We start from the raw sequence: 17308 nt of genomic DNA, 5'->3' as shown, positions 1-17308 counted from the left end.
CAAAACGAGGGGAGATACCGAGATGAGCCTTGAAGGCCTTTCCATCAATTTCGCCACCGTGCGTCAGGGCGGAGATTTTGGCGCAATCGTCGATGCTTGCCTCGCCCATGGCATCACCGCCATTTCGCCCTGGCGCGAACAGGTACACGGCGTCGGTCTTACTGAAGCCGCACGCATCGTTGAGCAGAATGGGCTGCGCCTCAGCGGCCATTGCCGTGGCGGCTTTTTCCCTGCTCCTACCGAAGAAGGCCGTCGGCTCGCCATTGAGGACAATAAACGCGCCGTCGATGAGGCCGCCGCCATGAAAGCTGACTGCCTCGTGCTTGTCGTGGGCGGGCTGCCCGCCGGCTCGCGTGATTTAAAGGGTGCGCGGCAGATGGTGGAGGACGGCATGGCCGAGCTTCTGCCCTATGCCCGCGCCGCCGGCGTGCCGCTGGCCATCGAACCGCTCCACCCTTTTTATGCCGCCGACCGCGCCTGCTTCAACACGCTGAAACAGTCGCTCGATCTCTGCGACCGGCTGGGCGCCGGCACCGGTGTGGCCATCGACGTCTACCATGTCTGGTGGGACCCGGAACTGGAGGAGCAAGTGGCGCGTGCGGGCAGGAACGGGCAAATTCTCGCCCACCATATCTGCGACTGGCTAGTGCCGACCACCGATCCGCTGAATGATCGCGGCATGATGGGCGACGGCGTGATTGACCTCAAGGCCTTTCGCGCCATGATCGAGGCCGCCGGCTTCCACGGCCCGCAAGAAGTTGAGATTTTCTCGCATCGCTGGCAGGCACGCCCGATGGATGAGGTCCTCGCCACCGTGGTTGAGCGCTTCAAGACTGTTTGTTGAGATATCCGGGAGAGAGACAATGCCTGAAAAGGTGAAACGCAAACGTTACGCGCTGGTCGGCACCGGCAATCGCGGTACCACCATGTGGGGCCGCGAATTGCTGACCGGCTGGAGCGACTATGTCGAGCTGGTCGGCATTTGCGACCTGAACCTGATGCGCGCCGAGCGCGCCCGCGCCATGATGGGATCGAATGCGCCGCTTTACGACGACTTCGACCGGATGATGCTGGAGCAACGCCCGGAACTGGTGATCGTCTGCACACCGGACGACACCCATGACGACATCATCATCCGCGCGCTGGAAGGCGGGGCCGATGTCATCAGCGAAAAGCCCATGACCACCACCCCGGAAAAGATCGCACGCATTCGCGCAGCCGAAGCCAAAAGCGGCCGACGTGTCGATGTGTCCTTCAACTATCGTTTTTCGCCCACGGCCGCTCGCATAAAGGAACTGATCGATGACGGCGCCATCGGCACGGTTACCTCGGTCGATTTCCACTGGTATCTCGATAATCACCACGGCGCGGATTATTTCCGCCGCTGGCATGCCTTCACCGAACATTCCGGCAGCCTGTTCGTGCACAAGGCCACCCACCATTTCGATCTCCTGAACTGGTATCTCGATTCCGATCCCGTGGAAGTGAAGGGGTTCGGACAATTGCTGCATTATGGCAAGAACGGTCCGTTCCGGGGAACGCGCTGTCGCACCTGTCCGCACAAGGCCGAGTGCGATTATTTCATGGATCTCGGCGCCGACCCCTTCCTCGATGCGCTTTACGAAGATCCTTCGAGCATTGACGGTTATATGCGTGACGCCTGCGTCTTCCGTGAGGAGATCGACATTCCCGATACGATGAGCGCCTCAATCCGTTATGCCAGCGGTGTGCAGGTTTCCTATTCGCTCAACACCTATATGCCGATCGAGGGCCACCATATCGCCTTCAACGGTCATAAGGGGCGCATCGAGATGCGCCAGTATGAAAAGCAGCCCTGGACGGAACCGCCGGCCGATGAAATCCTGCTGGTGAAAAGTTTTGGCGGCGGCGTGGAACGTATCTGGGTGCCGCATGAGCCGGGCGGCCACTATGGCGGCGACAACCGCATGCGCGACATGATCTTCAAGCCTGGCTCCAACGACCGGCTGCGGCAGCGGGCGGGGTCGCGCGCCGGCGCCATGTCCGTTCTGACCGGCGTGGCGGCGCTGAAAAGCGCCCGTGAAGGCGGGACGGCAACGGTGAAATCGTTGCCCGTTTAACCGCTGTCGTCTGCGACCTCATCGGCAGCTGGGCCGCAGACGGCAATCGCCAAAAAAGAACCGACGATATTCCGCAGATTACGCTCTTCTTTCAGGCCGGTAAAATGGCCACCGGGGGAAGAAAGAGTGAGTCATGTCCAGTTTTGAATCCTTCGTTCCGCTCATCATCATCGGCGCCAGCCTCGTTGTGTTCTTCAAATGGGTCGGACGAGATATGAACCGAGAAGAGAAAAAGCCGCGTTCCCGCCGCTGACGGCGGAAAAGCGCGCCCGCGCGGTGTGGAAACGGAACCCGCGCCTTTTCCCTGGCGTTTTCCTGCTAAAAGGAGGACGCGACATGACGAAGAAAACGAAGCCGAAAACTGTCGACAAAGGGCCTTCCAGCCCGAACGACATTCCCCCGGCCGGCCCGCACGCCAAACCTTCCCTCACTGACTGCGACAAGACGCCGGGCGCAGGCAGTCTGCCGGATGACGATGCGAAAGACGTGTCTCCCGGCGGAGGTTGATGCGCGTGAGACCAAAGGCAGCGCCAGACCGGGGTTAACATTGGGTCATCGGGAAATAACGCCGTAAAACAGACACTTAGCGGATCAAGCGTTGCTCGCCGGCGCTTTTTCCTTCAGGGCCCATTGCAAAATCAAAAATTGCGCCTATATTTTCTTCATCGACCATTGCTTGTGACGTCGTTCTGGAACAGACTGTTCCCCGTCGGATTTCCTCTCAAATAATCGATCTTATCCCGCAAGGTATCGCGGGAACCACAACGATTCTACGAAAGGAAATCGTTATGAACACTGGTACTGTAAAGTGGTTCAACGCCACCAAGGGCTTCGGCTTCATTCAGCCTGACAATGGCGGCACGGACGTTTTCGTTCACATCTCCGCAGTTGAGCGCGCCGGCATGCGTTCGCTGAACGATGGCCAGAAGATCAGCTACGAGATCGTCCAGGACCGTCGGTCCGGCAAGAGCTCGGCTGATAACCTTCAGGCAGCTTGATATTCGTCATCTCCAACTCGCAGACCACGGATGTACTGGCTGCAGGTTAGGATGACTGTGAGAGGTCGGGTCAAAGCCCGGCCTTTTGTTTTTGGGCCATGGAGGTCCTATGCGTAAAAATTCCTACAAGTGCGGCGACACGGTTTTTCTGAAGCCCGGTGTCATCGGCAACAACCAGCCCAAGGGTCCTGCGCGCGTGATGTCCGTGATGCCGGAGGGACAGGGCGTCGTTCGCCTCAGGGTGCGCTTCCAGCATGAAAATTTCGAACGCAGTATTGCGATCGACGAAATAGATTTGTCAGCGTCCACCACACCGACGCCACGCGTCAGCGAAAACACTTCGGTGCGCGAAGCGGGATCCAGCTGGGTCAACCTGAGTTCCATTAAAGTCAGAAAGTAGCAGCATGGGCTGCTGAAGGAGAATTTCTTGCAAGTACTCGTCCGCGACAACAATGTAGACCAAGCCCTTCGTGTTCTGAAAAAGAGAATGCAGCGCGAAGGCATCTTCCGCGAAATGCGCGCGCGGGAATCCTATGAGAAGCCCTCGGAAAAGCGTGTCCGCGAACAGGCCGAAGCCGTACGCCGCCATCGCAAGATGGAAAAGAAGAAGATGCAACGCGAAGGCTTGCTGCCGGGCCCAAAGAAGGCCGCCCGCACCCGCTAAGCCCTTTGATACTGCTCTCTTACGTCAAGGAGAATGACATGGCCGCGACTAAAGAAGCTTTCTTCAAGCCCGGCAAACTATCCGCACAGGACAAAGCATCACTGACGGATAACGCCGCAAAACAGATCATAAATACCGAGGCCGACCAGCGCGCCCGCAAAACAGAGCGCCTTCGCCAGCTTCGTGAGGCACAGGAAGCGTCATTTATCGCTGACGCGCCCGCATCCGCAAAGAAACGATCCGGCAAGAAATAGCCGGACGGGATTTCCAGAACCGCCCCGTTAAACGGGTCTTGAGGGGATGATTAATACCCGCTCGAGACCTCATGAATTCAGCAGGAGGAGGACACCATGGCCAAGGGTCAATTGCGCAGCAACAAGGAAATCCGCAAACCTAAAAAAGACAAGACGAAAACACCTGCAGCAGCCCCCCCAGGCTCGCAGGTCAAGTTTGCCAATGCAACCACCGGGGATGGCAAGAAGACATGACGCCCCCTGTGGCTGGGAAATCAGGACGAATAAATGCATCGCCATGAATGCAGGTCTTGATTTGGCCACATTGCCAAACTAAATGTCTTCATAGCAACTGCTGGTGAGCGCGAATGAAATCGATGTTCGCAGTTGCTCCAGTCGCTTTTAGACTTTTGACCACGGATGTACTGGCACTGGTGTTGAGAGCGATATGAGGAAGGTCGGTGCAATATTGCCCCGGCCTTTTTTGTTGCCTGCGGCAGCGGCTATATCTCCCACCGTGTTTAGCGGAATTAACTTGCCTATTCCCCTTAAACGGCGCAGGCTCCGTGATAGTTAACTAAGCGGCGTTGCCACCGTCTGGTCTGTTGCGCCCTCAGCCCTGTCCCGCCTGTTGCCGGCGGTAACGATCCGCAATTCACGCGACATGGATGACAGCACGCGCCGGAAACGGTTTATCTGACGCGTCCGCATTTCGAAACGTTGAAGCGTCCCAGCGCCATCTCTGGACGGCAGCGCGACGCTCCGGTTTTTTTCTAACTCCCGCAGGAAAGGACGACCTCATGTCTTCCGCACACGAAAATTGCATCATCACATCGCAGGACCTGAAAATGCTTCAGTCAGTCCTGGAAGGTCTCGGTTACGATAGCCACACCATGGATGGCGAAGTCATTCTCTACAACAATGCCGCCCGCAAGGTGATCCAGCTCTTTCAGGATGGCTTGACCGACCCTGCCGATATTTCGAAGGAAATGCTGTTCCTGTTCGGCGTTCACAAACATGAGCGCGTCAAACCGTGGAAACCGCTGCCGCGTTACGCCATTCAGGGCCTGCCGCCTCTTTACCAGTGATGGGCATGCCGCCCTCTTCGTGGCGGCCTTCAAAATCACCGATGAAAATAACGGCTTGGCAAAAGTCGTATATCAGGCAACACTGAAATTGAGCATCCCGCGCGCGATCAGGCGCGTACGGGAGTTCGGGTATCGAATGTGCATCCGGTGCGTTGCGGGGCCATGACAGGTCTGCGCCAGGTTTCGGTTGTTTCCCATACCGGTAAGTTTTGCGTCTGCGTGGAGGTGAGTATGACGTATGACTGGAGCGGCCGCAAAATGCGCCGCATGCGAGCGGCGAAACTGACGATCATCAGCCTCGTCGCAGCTTTTGTGCTGACAGCCCCGATTTTCGCCCATTATTGAGGTTTTCAGCCGCGAGGCAGGGTCATACCGGCTGGCGGATTTCGCTCCGCTCTCTCAACCGGTTCTTCAGCCATTTCTGAACGGGCTGATCGTAATAGACCGTCAGCAACCATGACAGGCATGTCGTGCCGATGAGAAAAACAAGGCCGGCCGGCAAAGCGAAGTTTTCCCGGTGCACCGCGGGGATAAGAAGCTCCGTCCAGGCCAGAAGCGGAATATGCAGCACATAGACCGCATAGGACGCCGTGCCGAGGAACACCGACACCATTGACACCCCGCGCCCCGGAACCGTCTTGCTGGCGATAAACAGCAGGAGCGGCCAGACGACAAGGACAACCGCAAGATCGAAGAACGGCCGAAGCTCGCGCGACATCGGCACGGCCAGAATGAAGCAGACCAGCAGAAGGCAAAGCGCCGCCTGAAAGGGTTTCAACTGCGGCACGCGATTGCGGAAACGGTAAATAAGCACGCCAGCAAAAAACGAGAAGAACACTCGCCCCATGCCGGCATACATTTCATGCCAGCGAAAACCGGCATGCAAACGGCCAAACTCGGCGGCAGCCACCATCAACACAAGGGCGCTGACCGTGAGCACCGCGGCGGTTTGTTTCGGCGTGGCCCGGACACCGAAGCGGGCGTAAAACGCATTCACCACCAGCTCATTGAAAAGCGACCATGCCGGGCTGACGAGAAACAGCGCACCGTTCAGCGTGAGCGTAAAGGGCGCCGGAAGAAAGAGCAGCCCTGTTACCAAGGCGAAAGCAAGCTCGCCCGGATCGATGAGACGGTGCAGATCGTCGATCGGCGTCGGCAGGCCCAGCACGTAGAGACAGATGAAATAGGCCGCCATCAGCGCCAGCGCCAGCACATAAAGCGGGTAGAGACGTGCGAAGCGCGTCTTCATGAAAAAGCCTGGCGTAATCGCCCCTTCGGCCAGCCTCCGGCTATAGGCGTGCGCGAGCACGAAACCGCTGAGTGCAAAGAACAGATCCACGGCGAGATAACTCGAAACCGTGCTTTTCCCGAAGAGATTTTCGGCATGGCGGTGGACGATGAAAAGAGCGGCCACGCCCCTTATGCCGTCGAGCAAGATGAAGCGTTCCGGGGGCGACTGGACCATGTGTGAGGCTCGGCGTGGCTGACGGATTTGAGGTTCACAGGCAACGAGCTTTACCGCGTTGCGGTTCACCGCCGCCAGTCACAAACTGTTTAACGTGGCGAACGTCCCATATTATTATGGAATACTAACGGGTGATCGACACTCTTTCGCGGCTGCGAAAGGCGTGCTACGTCCGGATGTCATCGATCTTCCGAGCCTTTGACTCTGCGGCCTGTCCTTTCGAAACTTCAGTTTGATTTCGCTTGGATATCTTCGGCGCAAATTCAGATGGTTCGGCGACAGGCAACTTTCGCGGAGTCTCACCATGTCCACCATTGCAGAACGTATCAGAAAAATCATCGTGGACCAGCTTGGCGCAGACCCAGCCAATGTGGTGGACAATGCCAATTTTGCTGACGATCTCGGCGCGGATTCTCTGGAGACGGTTCAGATCGTCATGGAAATCGAGGAGGAGTTCGGGGTGGAAATCCCAGATTCCGCCGCAAGCACGATCCTGACCGTCGGCGACGCCATCCGTTTCGTCGAAAAAAACAAGGCGTGACCGACGGGGGAATTTACCCCGCAGATGACGCCGCTGAAACAGCCTGCGCCTGCCGCTTGGCCAGAAGCAGGTTTTCAGCATAGGCCATCATCAACGGCCCGACGCCCTTGGCATCATCAGACACCACCGGCTCGGTCAGATAATATTTCGGCGTTCCATCGCGATAATTGCCCTCGAAGCCGCCAAGGCCCGCGACGTGCACGATGCCCGTGAGGCGCGTCACGCCTTCTTCATCGGCTTTCAGCCGCGTTTCAAGAAGTGCCTCAAGCGCGCGGCGACCCGCCGAAAGGGCGGCATTCGCCTCTTCGCCCTGCACGAGCTTAAGCCGCGCCGCGCGCAGCAAAGCATAGGCGAACATGGCCGAGGCGGATGTTTCCTCATAATTGTCCGCAAGGTCCGGATTGTCGACAACCTGCATCCAGAGGCCGGTCTCGGTCTGCCGGGCGATGATACCGGCCAGAAGCGACTGCGTCTTGTTGCGAAGCGCCACCGTCGCATCGTCATCCGGCAGGGTGGCCAGCGCGTCCACCAGCGCCATGGCGAGCCAGCCCACCGCGCGTGCCCATATGGCGGGAGATTTTCCGCTTTGAGGATCGGCCCAGCGCTGGCTGCGGCTCTCGTCATAACCATGGACATAAAGCCCGCCGCTATCCTTCGTCGCCGCGAGCGCTGCTGAAAACTGCCGCAGCGCATCGTCGATCAGTTCCGTCCGGCCCGTCGCCTGCGCATATTCTATCTGGAAAGGAAGCCCCATATATAGCCCGTCCAGCCAGACCTGATGCGGATAACGCTTCTTGTGCCAGTAATTTCCGGATGCGATGCGTGGATGGCTGCGCAGTTGCCCCGCCAGATGTTCCGCCGCAGCGAGGTAACGCGGATCGCCCGTTTCCGCCGCAAGGGGAAAGAGGATACGGCCGGCAAGGATATGGTCGATATTATATTCGTGCGGATCGTAACCGGCGAGCATGCCGTCTGGCGCTATCTGCGCATCGGCGAGACGATGCAGATGATCGTTCCAGCGCGCCTCCCCGGTCGCCTCGAACAGCTGTTGCAGGCCGCGATAAACGCATCCATCCTCATAACACCAGCTTCCGCCCTTGTAATGTTTATAAAGACTGGAGAATTGATCAAAATATTCAGTGGCTTTCATCTGTTTTCTCAATTGGAATCTGACACAATGGAAACGGAAGCATCGCTCAACAGGGCAGGATTATCGCAGACTATATGCGCCTGCTCGAAAACAATCGCCTCATGGCGCATGGGACGCACCCCGTCGGCCATGATCGGCGGCGTTGCGATGGCCGAGGCATCGCGCGAGACGATGGTGAGATTGCGGATGGCAACGTTGCGGATGGGCGCTTCGGCAAGGCCCAGAAAAGCGCCGGCCGCATGGGAGAGATTGCGGATTTCGACGTCCTCCACGCTAATGCCGTCGATAAAAGGCGTGCCGCCATCGACCGGTGCCGGGTTTCGCGATTGCACCCAGTCGTCATGTCCATCGGCATCGCAATGATAATGAGCATTGGCGGAAAGCGCGGTCTGCACGCGATCCAGCAGCACCCGGCGCATGGCAATGTTGCTGACGGTGCCGCCGCGCCCGCGCCGTGTCTTGAGGCGCAGGCCGCGATCCGTGCCGACCATCTCGCAATCCTCAACCGCCACGTCATGCACACCGCCGGACATTTCCGAACCGATCACCAGCCCGCCATGGCCTCGTTCCATCAGGCAATGGCGCACCCGAACGCCCCGCGTTTCCGAAAGATGATCGTTCTCGCCATCAGGACCGCGCTTTCCCGCCTTCACCGCAATGCAATCGTCGCCGACGGAAAAGCGCACGCCTGATATCGTGACGTTGCGGCAGCTTTCCGGGTTGAAACCATCGGTGTTCGGGCTGTCATGGGGCGCGACGATGCTGAGGCCGGCGGCAACCAAGTCTTCGCAGCCCTGCGGATGGATCGTCCAGGAGGCAGCGTTTCGGATCGTGAAACCGAGCAGGTTTGTCTTCCGGCAGGAAACGAGATGCAGGCCGCGCGGCCGGCGCGAGCCATCGCGGGTTTCTTTCGGCCAGCTCCACCAATCGCCTCTGTCGCCCGAACCGTCGAGAACGCCCCTGCCCTCGATGAAGAGATTGTCTGCCGCAATCGCATGAACCGGCGCGGCGAAACAGGCGTCCGGCAAGCCTTCCCAGCTTCCAAGCATACGGCCTGCCTCATCGCGGGCAGGCAGGATCGGCCAGCCCCTGCGGGTGGAGGGCGCGCGCAACACGGCTCCTTCGGCAAGGTGGAAGGTCATATTGCTTTTGAGGCGTACGGGAAATGCCGTCCAGAGACCGCCCCCGAGACGCAACGTGCCGCCGTGCGGCACCGCGGCCACGGCCCTTTCCAGCGCCTGCGCGTTGGCGCGCGCACCTTCTTCATCATCGAGCGCAACATTCGACATCAGGGAAAATGCCGCAGCCTCGACAAGCCCGGCGCAGGAGGCGGTTTTGAACGCCAGCGTCGCGAACCCCTCCGCTTCGAAGAGATAACGAGTATCCGGAGAGAGATCATCCAGCAGCGTCACCACGGATGCGGTTTCACCGCGCCGTTCGTCGCCATCCGGCGACGTCAGACGCCATTCCGTTTTGGACGGAAGGAAATATCGGGCGCCGGGCGCAGCAAGGCAAAGCGCAGCCATTCGCGCCGAAGACGCGATGATAAGTGGTTCGTTCATGCTCTCTTCTCGTCTTTTTTGCATAGCCGACCAAACCCTTGGCGGACATGCTTCATATCGTTCGGCGTCCGGATAGAGGGCCCGCCACCGGAGGCGGCGGGCCATTGTCATCAATCGAACTTGGCAAGAACATCGTTGGTCGTATCGATGATCTGCTCGGCGGCCTCTTCCGCCGTCAGCTGGCCATAGGCATATTCCTCAAGCGTATCGATAAAGCCCGATCGGATTTCAGGATGTTCGTTGAAGGGGGAGACCACTGGTCCCGATGCCGCCATGACGATGGAGTTGGCGGCCCGCACTTCCGGCTCGCCCTTGCCCCCCAGACGCGCCGCCGCGGCCTTCGATGCGGGCAAACCGCGCGAGGTGCCGAGCGCATCGATGCCTTCCGGTTCGTTCAGCAGGCAGTTCAGGATTTGCGCAGCCGCTTCCGGGTTCTTCGAGTTTTTCGAGATCGAAAACACCATGGAAGGCTTGCGATAGACACCCTCTGTCACGGCATCGGCACGCTTCAGCATCGGTACCGGTTTCAGAACCTGCCCTTCCTTCAGGGGGTCGGCATATTTCGAATAGGTCGAATCCCATTCATAGGAGCCGGCGATGCGGCCTACCGACCAGGACGGCTTCTCATAGAGATTGACGTTACCGTCGGCCGCTTCCTCTTTCTGGGAGCGGATGGAACCGGTTTCGACCAACTTACCGACGAAGGAGATGCCCTCTGCCAGTTCCTCCGGCGTCCAGGCCACGCGGTTGGTCTTGGGATCGACCAGATCCTTGCCGGTCTTCTGCACGACAGCCAGCGTGACCAGAAGCTGGGCAGTCTCTTTCACGGCATTGAAAGTGTAATAGTCCTTTCCGAGCTTTTCCTTTATGGTCTTGGTTGCCGCAAAGAACTCGTCCCAGGTCTTCGGAATTTCAACACCGGCCTTTTCGAAGGTGGTGACGTTGAAGAAGAAGACGCGGCCGGTGGTGGAAACGGAAAGCCCCTGCAACACGCCGTTCATCGAACCGGCGTCCAGATCGCTCTCGGCCCATTGGGAAAGATCGAGCGGCTTCAACTGGCGCAGATCGGCAAAACCCTCGCCGTTCTTGGAAAACAGCGGCAGCCATGGCCAGTTGACCTGAACAATATCTGCTTCCGTCTTGCCGGCCATCTGCGTGGTCAGCTTTTCCAGATAGCCGTCGAAGCCGGTAAATTCACCCTTGACTGTATGGCCATATTTCTCACCGCAGGCGGCAATGGCCTTCTGGGTGGCGACATGGCGGCTTTCGCCGCCCCACCAGGACATTCGCAGTTCCGCAGCACCTGCCGCCGGAGCGGCTGCCATCGCCACATAGGCGGCGCCGGCGAGCATCGCCATCATTCTGGTCATCGTCTTCATTGTTCTTCTCCTCCTCGAAAAATCAGGCACGCCCGTTCCCTCCTCACAGCGAGACGTTGCGGCCATCGGCCTTATCGAAAATATGCAGCTTCTCCGGATCCGGTTTGAGCCGCAGGATGTCGTCACGCCCGAGCGCCTCGAATTCGGCCGCACCGACCACACTCACCAGCTTCTGGCCGCCGAGATCGGCATGCAGATAGACCTCGTGGCCCATGAATTCCGCATTGGTGAGCTTCGCCTGCAGCGCCGGGCCATCGGTCGCCTCCGTCAATGACAGATGTTGCGGGCGGATGCCGATGACCGCATCCGCGGGTCTGGCCGATAGCCGCTGCTCCAGATGCGCGCCGATGGGCAGGCGCTGGCCGGCGATGACGAACTCCGCGCCCTCGATTGCCACATCCACCAGGTTCATTTCCGGCGTGCCGATGAAGCCGGCGACGAAAAGATTGGCGGGGTGGTTATAAAGCTCCTTCGGTGTGGCAACCTGCATGATGCGGCCCGCCTGCATGACGCAGATACGGTCGCCCATGGTCATGGCTTCCGTCTGGTCATGGGTGACGTAAATCACCGTCGAAGACAGGCCTTCCGCCTTCAACTGACGGTGCAGATCGGTGATGCGCACCCGCATGGAGGCGCGAAGCTTTGCATCGAGATTGGAGAGCGGCTCGTCGAACAGGAACACGCCGGGCTTCTTGATGAGCGCGCGGCCCAGCGCCACACGCTGCGCCTGCCCGCCGGAAAGCTGTTTAGGCAGACGGTCTAGCAGCGGCTCGATTTCGAGAATGCGCGCGACATTGTCGATTGCCTTTTCGATTTCGGGTTTTGCGACACCGGCGATCTTCAGGCCGAAGGCGAGATTGCCGCGCACCTTCATATGCGGATAAAGCGCATAATTCTGAAACACCATGGCGATGGAGCGCTTGCCGGGCGGCAGGTCGTTGACACGCTGGTCGCCGATCAGGATTTCGCCGCCGGTGATTTCCTCCAACCCCGCCACCATGCGCAGCGTCGTGGATTTGGCGCAGCCGGAAGGGCCGACGAATACCATAAACTCACCATCCTCGACATTGAGATCGATGCCGTGCACCGCCTTGAAACTGCCGCCATAGACTTTTTCGAGATTTTTAAGTTGAACGCTTGCCATTTTCAGCCCTTGACCCCGCCAGACGAGATCCCTTCAATGAAATACCGTTGCGCCGCGAAGAACACGATCAGCGCAGGTGCGATCGTCAGCACCGACATCGCCAGGATGCGGTTCCATTCGAAGGCTTCGGTGGTGTCGATGGAGAGTTTGAGCGCAAGGCTCACCGGATATTTGTCGACCGAGGACAGGTAGATCAGCGGCCCGAGAAAATCGTTCATCGTCCACATGAACTGGAACAGGCAGACCGAAATCAGCGCCGGGGCCAGCATCGGCACGACGATGTAAATCAGCGTCTGCAAGCTGTTGGCGCCATCCACCCGGGCGGCCTCTTCCATATCCGATGGCAGCGAGCGCAGGAACTGCACCAGCATGAAGACGAAGAAGGCATCACCAGCGAGCGCGGACGGCACCCAGAGCGGCAGGAAGCTGTCCAGCCAGCCGAGATCGCGGAACAGGATATATTGCGGAATGCGGGTGACGACATTCGGCAAAAGCAGGATGGCGATGACCGAGCCGAACAGGATTTTCTTCAGCGGAAAATCGAAGCGGGCAAAGGCATAGGCCGCCATGGTGCAGGAAATCGCCGTGCCGATGACCTTCGGCAGGATGATCAGGAAAGAATTCCAGAAGAACCGGCCGAACGTATAAGGCGTCGAGGTTTCCCAGCCGCGGACATAGCCGTCCAGTGTCGGGTTTTCCGGGATGAAACCGGCACCGGAGAAGATTTCCGAATTGGTCTTGAAGCTCGCGCCCACCAGCCAGATCAGGGGATAAAGCATGACGAGGCCGACCGCGAAGAGAAGCACGTAGCGCACCGAGGTGGAGACGAGCCTCAGCCGCGCCCGGCGGGCCGCCTGCATGTCGTTGAGGATTGCGATATCGGTCATGGCATCAATTCCGCTTGTCGCCGGCGTAATAGACCCACTTCTTCGATGACCAGAAGGCCACGAGGGTCAGCACGGTGATGATGGTGAAGAGCACCCAGGCAATGGCGGAGGCATAACCCATGTTGAACTTCTTGAAGGCCTCGTCATAGATGTAGAGAGGCAACAGGTAAGTGGACTTCAGCGGCCCGCCCTGGGTGATGATGTAAGGTCCGTTGAACTCCTGGAACGCCTGCACCATCTGCATGATGAGGTTGAAGAAGATCACGGGTGTCAAAAGCGGCAGGGTGATGAAGAAGAAGGTTCTCACCTTGCCGGCCCCATCGATGGCGGCCGCTTCATAAATCGACTTGTCAATGGATTGCAGGGCCGCGAGAAAGATCACCATCGCCGAACCGAATTGCCAGCAGCGCAGCAGCGTGATGGTGAAAAGGGCGTTGCCAGGATCGCCGAACCAGTCCACCGGCGACAGGCCGACGGCGGCCAGCGCCATATTGGCAAGCCCCTCGCTCGCGAAGATATAGCGCCACAGCACCGCAATCGCGATCGAACCGCCAAGGATGGACGGCACATAAAAGGCAGTGCGGAAGAAGTTGATGAATTGCAGCTTGTAATTGAGGATCGCAGCAATGAAGAGGGCAAAGGCAAGCTTCAGCGGCACCGTCAGGAACACGTAGAACAGGGTGACGTTCAGCGATTTCATAAACGTGCGGTCGCGGGTGAACAGCCGCTCGTAATTGGCCAACCCCGCCCATGTGGGATCGCTCATCAGATCGTAACGGGTGAAGCTGAGATAGAGCGAGCCGAGGAACGGGATAGCCGTGAAGACCAAAAGCCCGACGATATAAGGCGTCAGATATCCCAGCCCGAGGAAACGCTGAGATTTCATAATGCTCCTCCTCGCGTCCCGACGGAACGCGAATGACAGAATACAATTTCGTACAAGTGATTCTCCCGGAACGGCCGGCGGCGGGCGCGCGTGATGGCGCAGTTTCTCGCCGCGACCGATCTCCTCCCTCATTGATACGGCGCATAAAAGCAATTTATGCGGTGACAAAACCAAATTTCCGCGCCAAGGTGAATTAACAAAGACGAGGAAAAAGATGGACGAAATCGAAGGTGGCATACTCTCGTCCGTTCCGCCTGCGGCGCTCAACCTCAACCTGACGCGCGCCACGATCAAGATGGAACATTCGCGCACCTGGCAGATCGACAAATCCAACCCGGTCGACGATCTGATCATTTGTCTGGAAGGGTGCGGACACTATCTTATCGATGGCGAGGCGCGGATGCTGGAACCGGGTGACGCGATGCTGATTTTTCGGGGTCAGCGTTTTATCGGCTGGAACGAGCAGGCCGTCACCTATCGCGGGGTGGCGCAGCATTTCACGCTGGATATTTACGGCCGCCACAACCTGATCGCGCAGATGGACCTGAAACCGAAAGTGAAGCTGAGCCGCTGGCCGCTTTTGGAACCGCTGGTGCGCCACTACCGGCAGAGCGCCCCACCCTCCTCCGTCACGCTTGGCCAGCACCATCTTTTCATGGTGCTTCTCATCGCCTTCATCGACGACGCCTTCCTCGGATGGATCGACCGCCCGAGTTTCCAGCCGGAGGGGACGGAAGGCCTCGATCTTGCCGTGATGAAGGCGATCACCATGATCTCGGCCAATCCGCTCGACCCCGATATTGCCGGCAGGGCGACCGAGGCGGCTCCCTATAATCGCGATTATTTCTTGCGGGAATTCCAGAAGCGGGTCGGTCGGACGCCGCGCAAATATCAGGAGTTCAAGCGCATGGAACGCGCCATGCATTTTCTTGAGGCGGGTCTTTCGGTTTCGGCAGCGGCCGCCGAGGTGGGTTACGGCGACCCCTATTATTTTTCACGCATGTTCAAGCGCACGCTCGGCTTAAGTCCGCGCGACCATATGAACCGGATACGCCGCAGCCGGCACGGCAATCTCATGGCCTTTGACGAACACGAACAGCAAAGGCTGCTTGCCGATGAAATGGAAAAGGCCCCGGCATAGCGGGGCCTTGTAACGAAGGAGTATGATTATCCGGAATTGACCTATGCCGCCTCGAATGGAGGCAGCTTGAACAGCGCTTCCGGGTTTTCCACCAGCGCCCGATGGCGCGCCGCTTCATCCGGCAGCCAGCCGAGTATGAGTTCCGCAAGGCGGGCATCGTCGGGATAGGCGGCCGTTTCGCGAATGGAATTATGCGGCCAGTTGGTGCCCCACACGATTCGTTCCGGCGCATGGGCGGCGACAACGCGCGAAAAGGCGGCAACGTCCTCATAGGGCCAGTTCTCACGCGAACTTTCATAAACGCCGGCGAATTTGAACCAGAGATTGCCACGGTCGATGAGCTTCAGAAGTGCTGCCATTTCCGGCCCATCCGTCCTGATGCCCTTGAAGAACTTGCCGTGATGATCGAACACCCACCGCGAGCGGATTTTCTGAAGGCGCGGCAGATGATCGAGAAGACCATTGCCGTCGAATTGCACCGCCACCATCCAGTCGGCCGCATGCGCGCGCTCGTCCACGGCTTCCAGCTCGGACAGGTTTACCGCACCGCCTGGCAGGTCCATGATGCGCGCCCCGACCGCGCCGCTGGCGGTAAGCTTTTCCATATCCTTTTCGGTCGTCGTCGCATCGATGATGACCACGGCGCGGGCTGCCTCACCCATCTCTGCGACGCAGGCGAGCGTGTTGCCATTATCGCGCTGATGGGCGTTGCCCTGCGTGATGATGACCCGGTCTATCCCGAGCCATTGCATGAGGCGACGATAATCCTCCGGCCCCGGCAGAGCGCCCGGCGGCAAGCCAGGGCCACCCGGCAAGGCAGGATAGTGGGGCAGGTACATGTGCATCTGCGTATCGACCGCGCCTCTCGGAAAGGCAGGATTCGGCGCTGCGCCGCTCAGTTTTCTGACGAGTTCGCTCATGGGTCTGGCATTCTGAATTCGGTCAATGCGTCGCGGTTGATCTCGATGCCGAGACCGGGACCATCGGGAATGGCGACAATGCCGTTCACCGCCTCGAGAGGCTTTTGCAGCACGGCCTGGCGGAACGGATTATGGGTGCGGTCAAATTCCATGATCGGCTCAATGGGGTTCGCACGCACCGGGTCAGGCGTCATCGCCGCCATGAATTGCAGTGCGGCGGCAATCTGCACGCCGGTGCCCCAGACATGCGGCACGATGCGCACGCCGTGCAGCGTGGCGAGCGTGGCGATCTTCTGGGTTTCGGAAAAGCCGCCGCAGCCGCAGAGATCGGGTTGGAGAATATCCACGGCGCCGGCGCAAAGCGCCTGCCACATGCCGTAACGCCCGTGCCAGGTCTCACCGCCCGCAACCGGGATCGGCTGGCCCGCCCGCACCCGGGCATAGGCATCGAGCTGTTCCGGGACCACCGGTTCCTCGAACCAGTCGATGCAATATTCAGCGGCACGGTTGCCGAGCGTGATGGCTTCGGTGACGGTATAGCCGTGATTGGCATCGATCATCAGCCGCATATCCGGCCCGATCGCCTCGCGCACGGCGGCGATGACGCTAAGGTCTTCCTCGATGCCGAAGCCGATCTTTATCTTGCAGGCGTGAAAGCCATCCGCCCGCCGCTGCGCCATTTCGGAGGCGTTGTCGGAGACGCGGTCGACGCCATCGCGCTTGAAGCTGCCGGTCGCGTAGGCCTTCACGCTTTCGCGCCAGCGCCCGCCAAGCAGCATCGAGATTGAAGTGCCGTAGTGCTTGCCCTTGATATCCCAGAGCGCGATATCGATGCCCGACAATGCCGTGAGGCTGAGGCCGCGCTGGCCCTGATCACGCAGGGCATTATAAAGCACCGCCCAGATCTTTTCGGTCTGGCGCGGATCCTGGCCGATGAGCCAGCCGGAATAGGCCTGAACCACGGCCGCGTTGGGCCTCGCCGGACCGAGGCATTCGCCCCAGCCGACGGTCCCGTCGTCGCATTCGATTTCCACCAGAACATGGGCCCGCCGGTCGAAACGCATGGAGGCGCTTTCGAACGGCGTGTCCAGACGATGTTCAAGCAGATGCGTCCGCACCGCTGTGATTTTCATCGCTCCCCTCCCGTCATT

General features: G+C 59.2%; 20 protein-coding genes. 11 read left to right on the top strand and 9 right to left on the bottom strand.

What is annotated here, in order from left to right; all coding sequences use genetic code 11:
• The first annotated feature begins 22 nt into the window (after positions 1 to 22).
• The 9 genes from PL599_RS02770 to PL599_RS02730 all read left to right on the top strand — a co-directional run bounded on the left by PL599_RS02770 (position 23) and on the right by PL599_RS02730 (position 5082).
• Positions 23 to 844 carry a sugar phosphate isomerase/epimerase family protein gene (locus PL599_RS02770; protein WP_269824068.1) on the top strand — a complete coding sequence of 274 codons (822 nt, stop codon included), beginning with the start codon at positions 23 to 25 and terminating at the stop codon, positions 842 to 844.
• A gap of 19 nt (positions 845 to 863) precedes the next feature.
• A complete protein-coding gene (locus PL599_RS02765) occupies positions 864 to 2099 on the top strand; it encodes a Gfo/Idh/MocA family protein (protein ID WP_269824069.1) in 1236 nt (411 codons plus the stop codon).
• Positions 2100 to 2435: 336 nt separating this feature from the next.
• Complete coding sequence (locus PL599_RS02760) at positions 2436 to 2606, top strand: hypothetical protein (protein WP_162854306.1); 171 nt, start codon at positions 2436 to 2438, stop codon at positions 2604 to 2606.
• A gap of 281 nt (positions 2607 to 2887) precedes the next feature.
• A complete protein-coding gene (locus tag PL599_RS02755; RefSeq protein WP_003508146.1) occupies positions 2888 to 3097 on the top strand; it encodes a cold-shock protein in 210 nt (69 codons plus the stop codon).
• Between the two features lie 109 nt (positions 3098 to 3206).
• Positions 3207 to 3497, top strand: coding sequence for a cold-shock protein (locus tag PL599_RS02750; RefSeq protein WP_077984194.1), 291 nt, complete (start codon positions 3207 to 3209; stop codon positions 3495 to 3497).
• A 27-nt stretch (positions 3498 to 3524) separates the two neighbouring features.
• The gene (gene rpsU / locus PL599_RS02745; protein WP_077984195.1) at positions 3525 to 3761 is read left to right on the top strand and encodes a 30S ribosomal protein S21; all 237 of its coding nucleotides are present in this window, start codon (positions 3525 to 3527) and stop codon (positions 3759 to 3761) included.
• A 38-nt stretch (positions 3762 to 3799) separates the two neighbouring features.
• Positions 3800 to 4015 carry a hypothetical protein gene (locus PL599_RS02740; RefSeq protein WP_077984196.1) on the top strand — a complete coding sequence of 72 codons (216 nt, stop codon included), beginning with the start codon at positions 3800 to 3802 and terminating at the stop codon, positions 4013 to 4015.
• Between the two features lie 96 nt (positions 4016 to 4111).
• Positions 4112 to 4249 carry a hypothetical protein gene (locus PL599_RS02735; RefSeq protein WP_162854307.1) on the top strand — a complete coding sequence of 46 codons (138 nt, stop codon included), beginning with the start codon at positions 4112 to 4114 and terminating at the stop codon, positions 4247 to 4249.
• A 545-nt stretch (positions 4250 to 4794) separates the two neighbouring features.
• Positions 4795 to 5082: a hypothetical protein gene (locus PL599_RS02730; protein WP_269824070.1), complete on the top strand. Its 288-nt coding sequence runs from the start codon at positions 4795 to 4797 to the stop codon at positions 5080 to 5082.
• A gap of 367 nt (positions 5083 to 5449) precedes the next feature.
• Here the strand turns inward: PL599_RS02730 and PL599_RS02725 are convergent, their stop codons facing one another.
• Entirely contained in the window at positions 5450 to 6547 is a 1098-nt protein-coding gene (locus PL599_RS02725; RefSeq protein ID WP_271358790.1) for an acyltransferase family protein, read from the bottom strand.
• Positions 6548 to 6851: 304 nt separating this feature from the next.
• Between PL599_RS02725 and PL599_RS02720 the strand changes: the two genes are divergently transcribed.
• Entirely contained in the window at positions 6852 to 7088 is a 237-nt protein-coding gene (locus PL599_RS02720) for an acyl carrier protein (protein ID WP_026372446.1), read from the top strand.
• Positions 7089 to 7101: 13 nt separating this feature from the next.
• On the opposite strand, the gene PL599_RS02715 is transcribed toward PL599_RS02720, so the two are convergent.
• From PL599_RS02715 to PL599_RS02690, 6 genes are all read right to left on the bottom strand, one after another.
• Entirely contained in the window at positions 7102 to 8238 is a 1137-nt protein-coding gene (locus tag PL599_RS02715; protein ID WP_269824072.1) for a glycoside hydrolase family 88/105 protein, read from the bottom strand.
• An 8-nt stretch (positions 8239 to 8246) separates the two neighbouring features.
• Positions 8247 to 9800 (bottom strand): polygalacturonase PglA, encoded by a 1554-nt coding sequence (gene pglA / locus PL599_RS02710; RefSeq protein WP_269824073.1) that lies wholly within the window; start codon positions 9798 to 9800, stop codon positions 8247 to 8249.
• A 110-nt stretch (positions 9801 to 9910) separates the two neighbouring features.
• Positions 9911 to 11179: an ABC transporter substrate-binding protein gene (locus PL599_RS02705; RefSeq protein WP_269824074.1), complete on the bottom strand. Its 1269-nt coding sequence runs from the start codon at positions 11177 to 11179 to the stop codon at positions 9911 to 9913.
• Between the two features lie 43 nt (positions 11180 to 11222).
• Complete coding sequence (locus PL599_RS02700; RefSeq protein WP_269824075.1) at positions 11223 to 12323, bottom strand: ABC transporter ATP-binding protein; 1101 nt, start codon at positions 12321 to 12323, stop codon at positions 11223 to 11225.
• A 2-nt stretch (positions 12324 to 12325) separates the two neighbouring features.
• Positions 12326 to 13210 (bottom strand): carbohydrate ABC transporter permease, encoded by an 885-nt coding sequence (locus tag PL599_RS02695; protein WP_077984209.1) that lies wholly within the window; start codon positions 13208 to 13210, stop codon positions 12326 to 12328.
• 4 nt (positions 13211 to 13214) lie between these two features.
• Complete coding sequence (locus PL599_RS02690) at positions 13215 to 14096, bottom strand: carbohydrate ABC transporter permease (protein WP_077984210.1); 882 nt, start codon at positions 14094 to 14096, stop codon at positions 13215 to 13217.
• A gap of 214 nt (positions 14097 to 14310) precedes the next feature.
• Here PL599_RS02690 and PL599_RS02685 point away from each other — a divergent pair, with 214 nt between their 5' ends.
• Positions 14311 to 15237: a helix-turn-helix domain-containing protein gene (locus tag PL599_RS02685; protein WP_173990575.1), complete on the top strand. Its 927-nt coding sequence runs from the start codon at positions 14311 to 14313 to the stop codon at positions 15235 to 15237.
• A gap of 41 nt (positions 15238 to 15278) precedes the next feature.
• On the opposite strand, the gene PL599_RS02680 is transcribed toward PL599_RS02685, so the two are convergent.
• Both PL599_RS02680 and PL599_RS02675 read right to left on the bottom strand, forming a co-directional pair.
• A complete protein-coding gene (locus PL599_RS02680; RefSeq protein WP_269824076.1) occupies positions 15279 to 16157 on the bottom strand; it encodes a D-galactarolactone isomerase in 879 nt (292 codons plus the stop codon).
• Positions 16154 to 17290 (bottom strand): D-galactarolactone cycloisomerase, encoded by a 1137-nt coding sequence (locus PL599_RS02675; protein WP_269824077.1) that lies wholly within the window; start codon positions 17288 to 17290, stop codon positions 16154 to 16156. Before PL599_RS02675 ends, PL599_RS02680 begins: the two co-directional genes overlap by 4 nt.
• Positions 17291 to 17308: the final 18 nt, after the last annotated feature.

The organism is Agrobacterium sp. ST15.16.055, assembly GCF_027956555.1.
Lineage (GTDB): Bacteria > Pseudomonadota > Alphaproteobacteria > Rhizobiales > Rhizobiaceae > Agrobacterium > Agrobacterium salinitolerans.
This window is presented reverse-complemented; position numbering and strand designations above follow the sequence as displayed.

Coding starts and splice junctions, on each gene's coding strand:
- PL599_RS02770 (WP_269824068.1), top strand. CDS start 23: ATGAGCCTTGAAGGCCTTTCCATCAATTTCGCCACCGTGCGTCAGGGC.
- PL599_RS02765 (WP_269824069.1), top strand. CDS start 864: ATGCCTGAAAAGGTGAAACGCAAACGTTACGCGCTGGTCGGCACCGGC.
- PL599_RS02760 (WP_162854306.1), top strand. CDS start 2,436: ATGACGAAGAAAACGAAGCCGAAAACTGTCGACAAAGGGCCTTCCAGC.
- PL599_RS02755 (WP_003508146.1), top strand. CDS start 2,888: ATGAACACTGGTACTGTAAAGTGGTTCAACGCCACCAAGGGCTTCGGC.
- PL599_RS02750 (WP_077984194.1), top strand. CDS start 3,207: ATGCGTAAAAATTCCTACAAGTGCGGCGACACGGTTTTTCTGAAGCCC.
- PL599_RS02740 (WP_077984196.1), top strand. CDS start 3,800: ATGGCCGCGACTAAAGAAGCTTTCTTCAAGCCCGGCAAACTATCCGCA.
- PL599_RS02735 (WP_162854307.1), top strand. CDS start 4,112: ATGGCCAAGGGTCAATTGCGCAGCAACAAGGAAATCCGCAAACCTAAA.
- PL599_RS02730 (WP_269824070.1), top strand. CDS start 4,795: ATGTCTTCCGCACACGAAAATTGCATCATCACATCGCAGGACCTGAAA.
- PL599_RS02725 (WP_271358790.1), bottom strand. CDS start 6,547: ATGGTCCAGTCGCCCCCGGAACGCTTCATCTTGCTCGACGGCATAAGG.
- PL599_RS02720 (WP_026372446.1), top strand. CDS start 6,852: ATGTCCACCATTGCAGAACGTATCAGAAAAATCATCGTGGACCAGCTT.
- PL599_RS02715 (WP_269824072.1), bottom strand. CDS start 8,238: ATGAAAGCCACTGAATATTTTGATCAATTCTCCAGTCTTTATAAACAT.
- pglA (WP_269824073.1), bottom strand. CDS start 9,800: ATGAACGAACCACTTATCATCGCGTCTTCGGCGCGAATGGCTGCGCTT.
- PL599_RS02705 (WP_269824074.1), bottom strand. CDS start 11,179: ATGAAGACGATGACCAGAATGATGGCGATGCTCGCCGGCGCCGCCTAT.
- PL599_RS02700 (WP_269824075.1), bottom strand. CDS start 12,323: ATGGCAAGCGTTCAACTTAAAAATCTCGAAAAAGTCTATGGCGGCAGT.
- PL599_RS02695 (WP_077984209.1), bottom strand. CDS start 13,210: ATGACCGATATCGCAATCCTCAACGACATGCAGGCGGCCCGCCGGGCG.
- PL599_RS02690 (WP_077984210.1), bottom strand. CDS start 14,096: ATGAAATCTCAGCGTTTCCTCGGGCTGGGATATCTGACGCCTTATATC.
- PL599_RS02685 (WP_173990575.1), top strand. CDS start 14,311: ATGGACGAAATCGAAGGTGGCATACTCTCGTCCGTTCCGCCTGCGGCG.
- PL599_RS02680 (WP_269824076.1), bottom strand. CDS start 16,157: ATGAGCGAACTCGTCAGAAAACTGAGCGGCGCAGCGCCGAATCCTGCC.
- PL599_RS02675 (WP_269824077.1), bottom strand. CDS start 17,290: ATGAAAATCACAGCGGTGCGGACGCATCTGCTTGAACATCGTCTGGAC.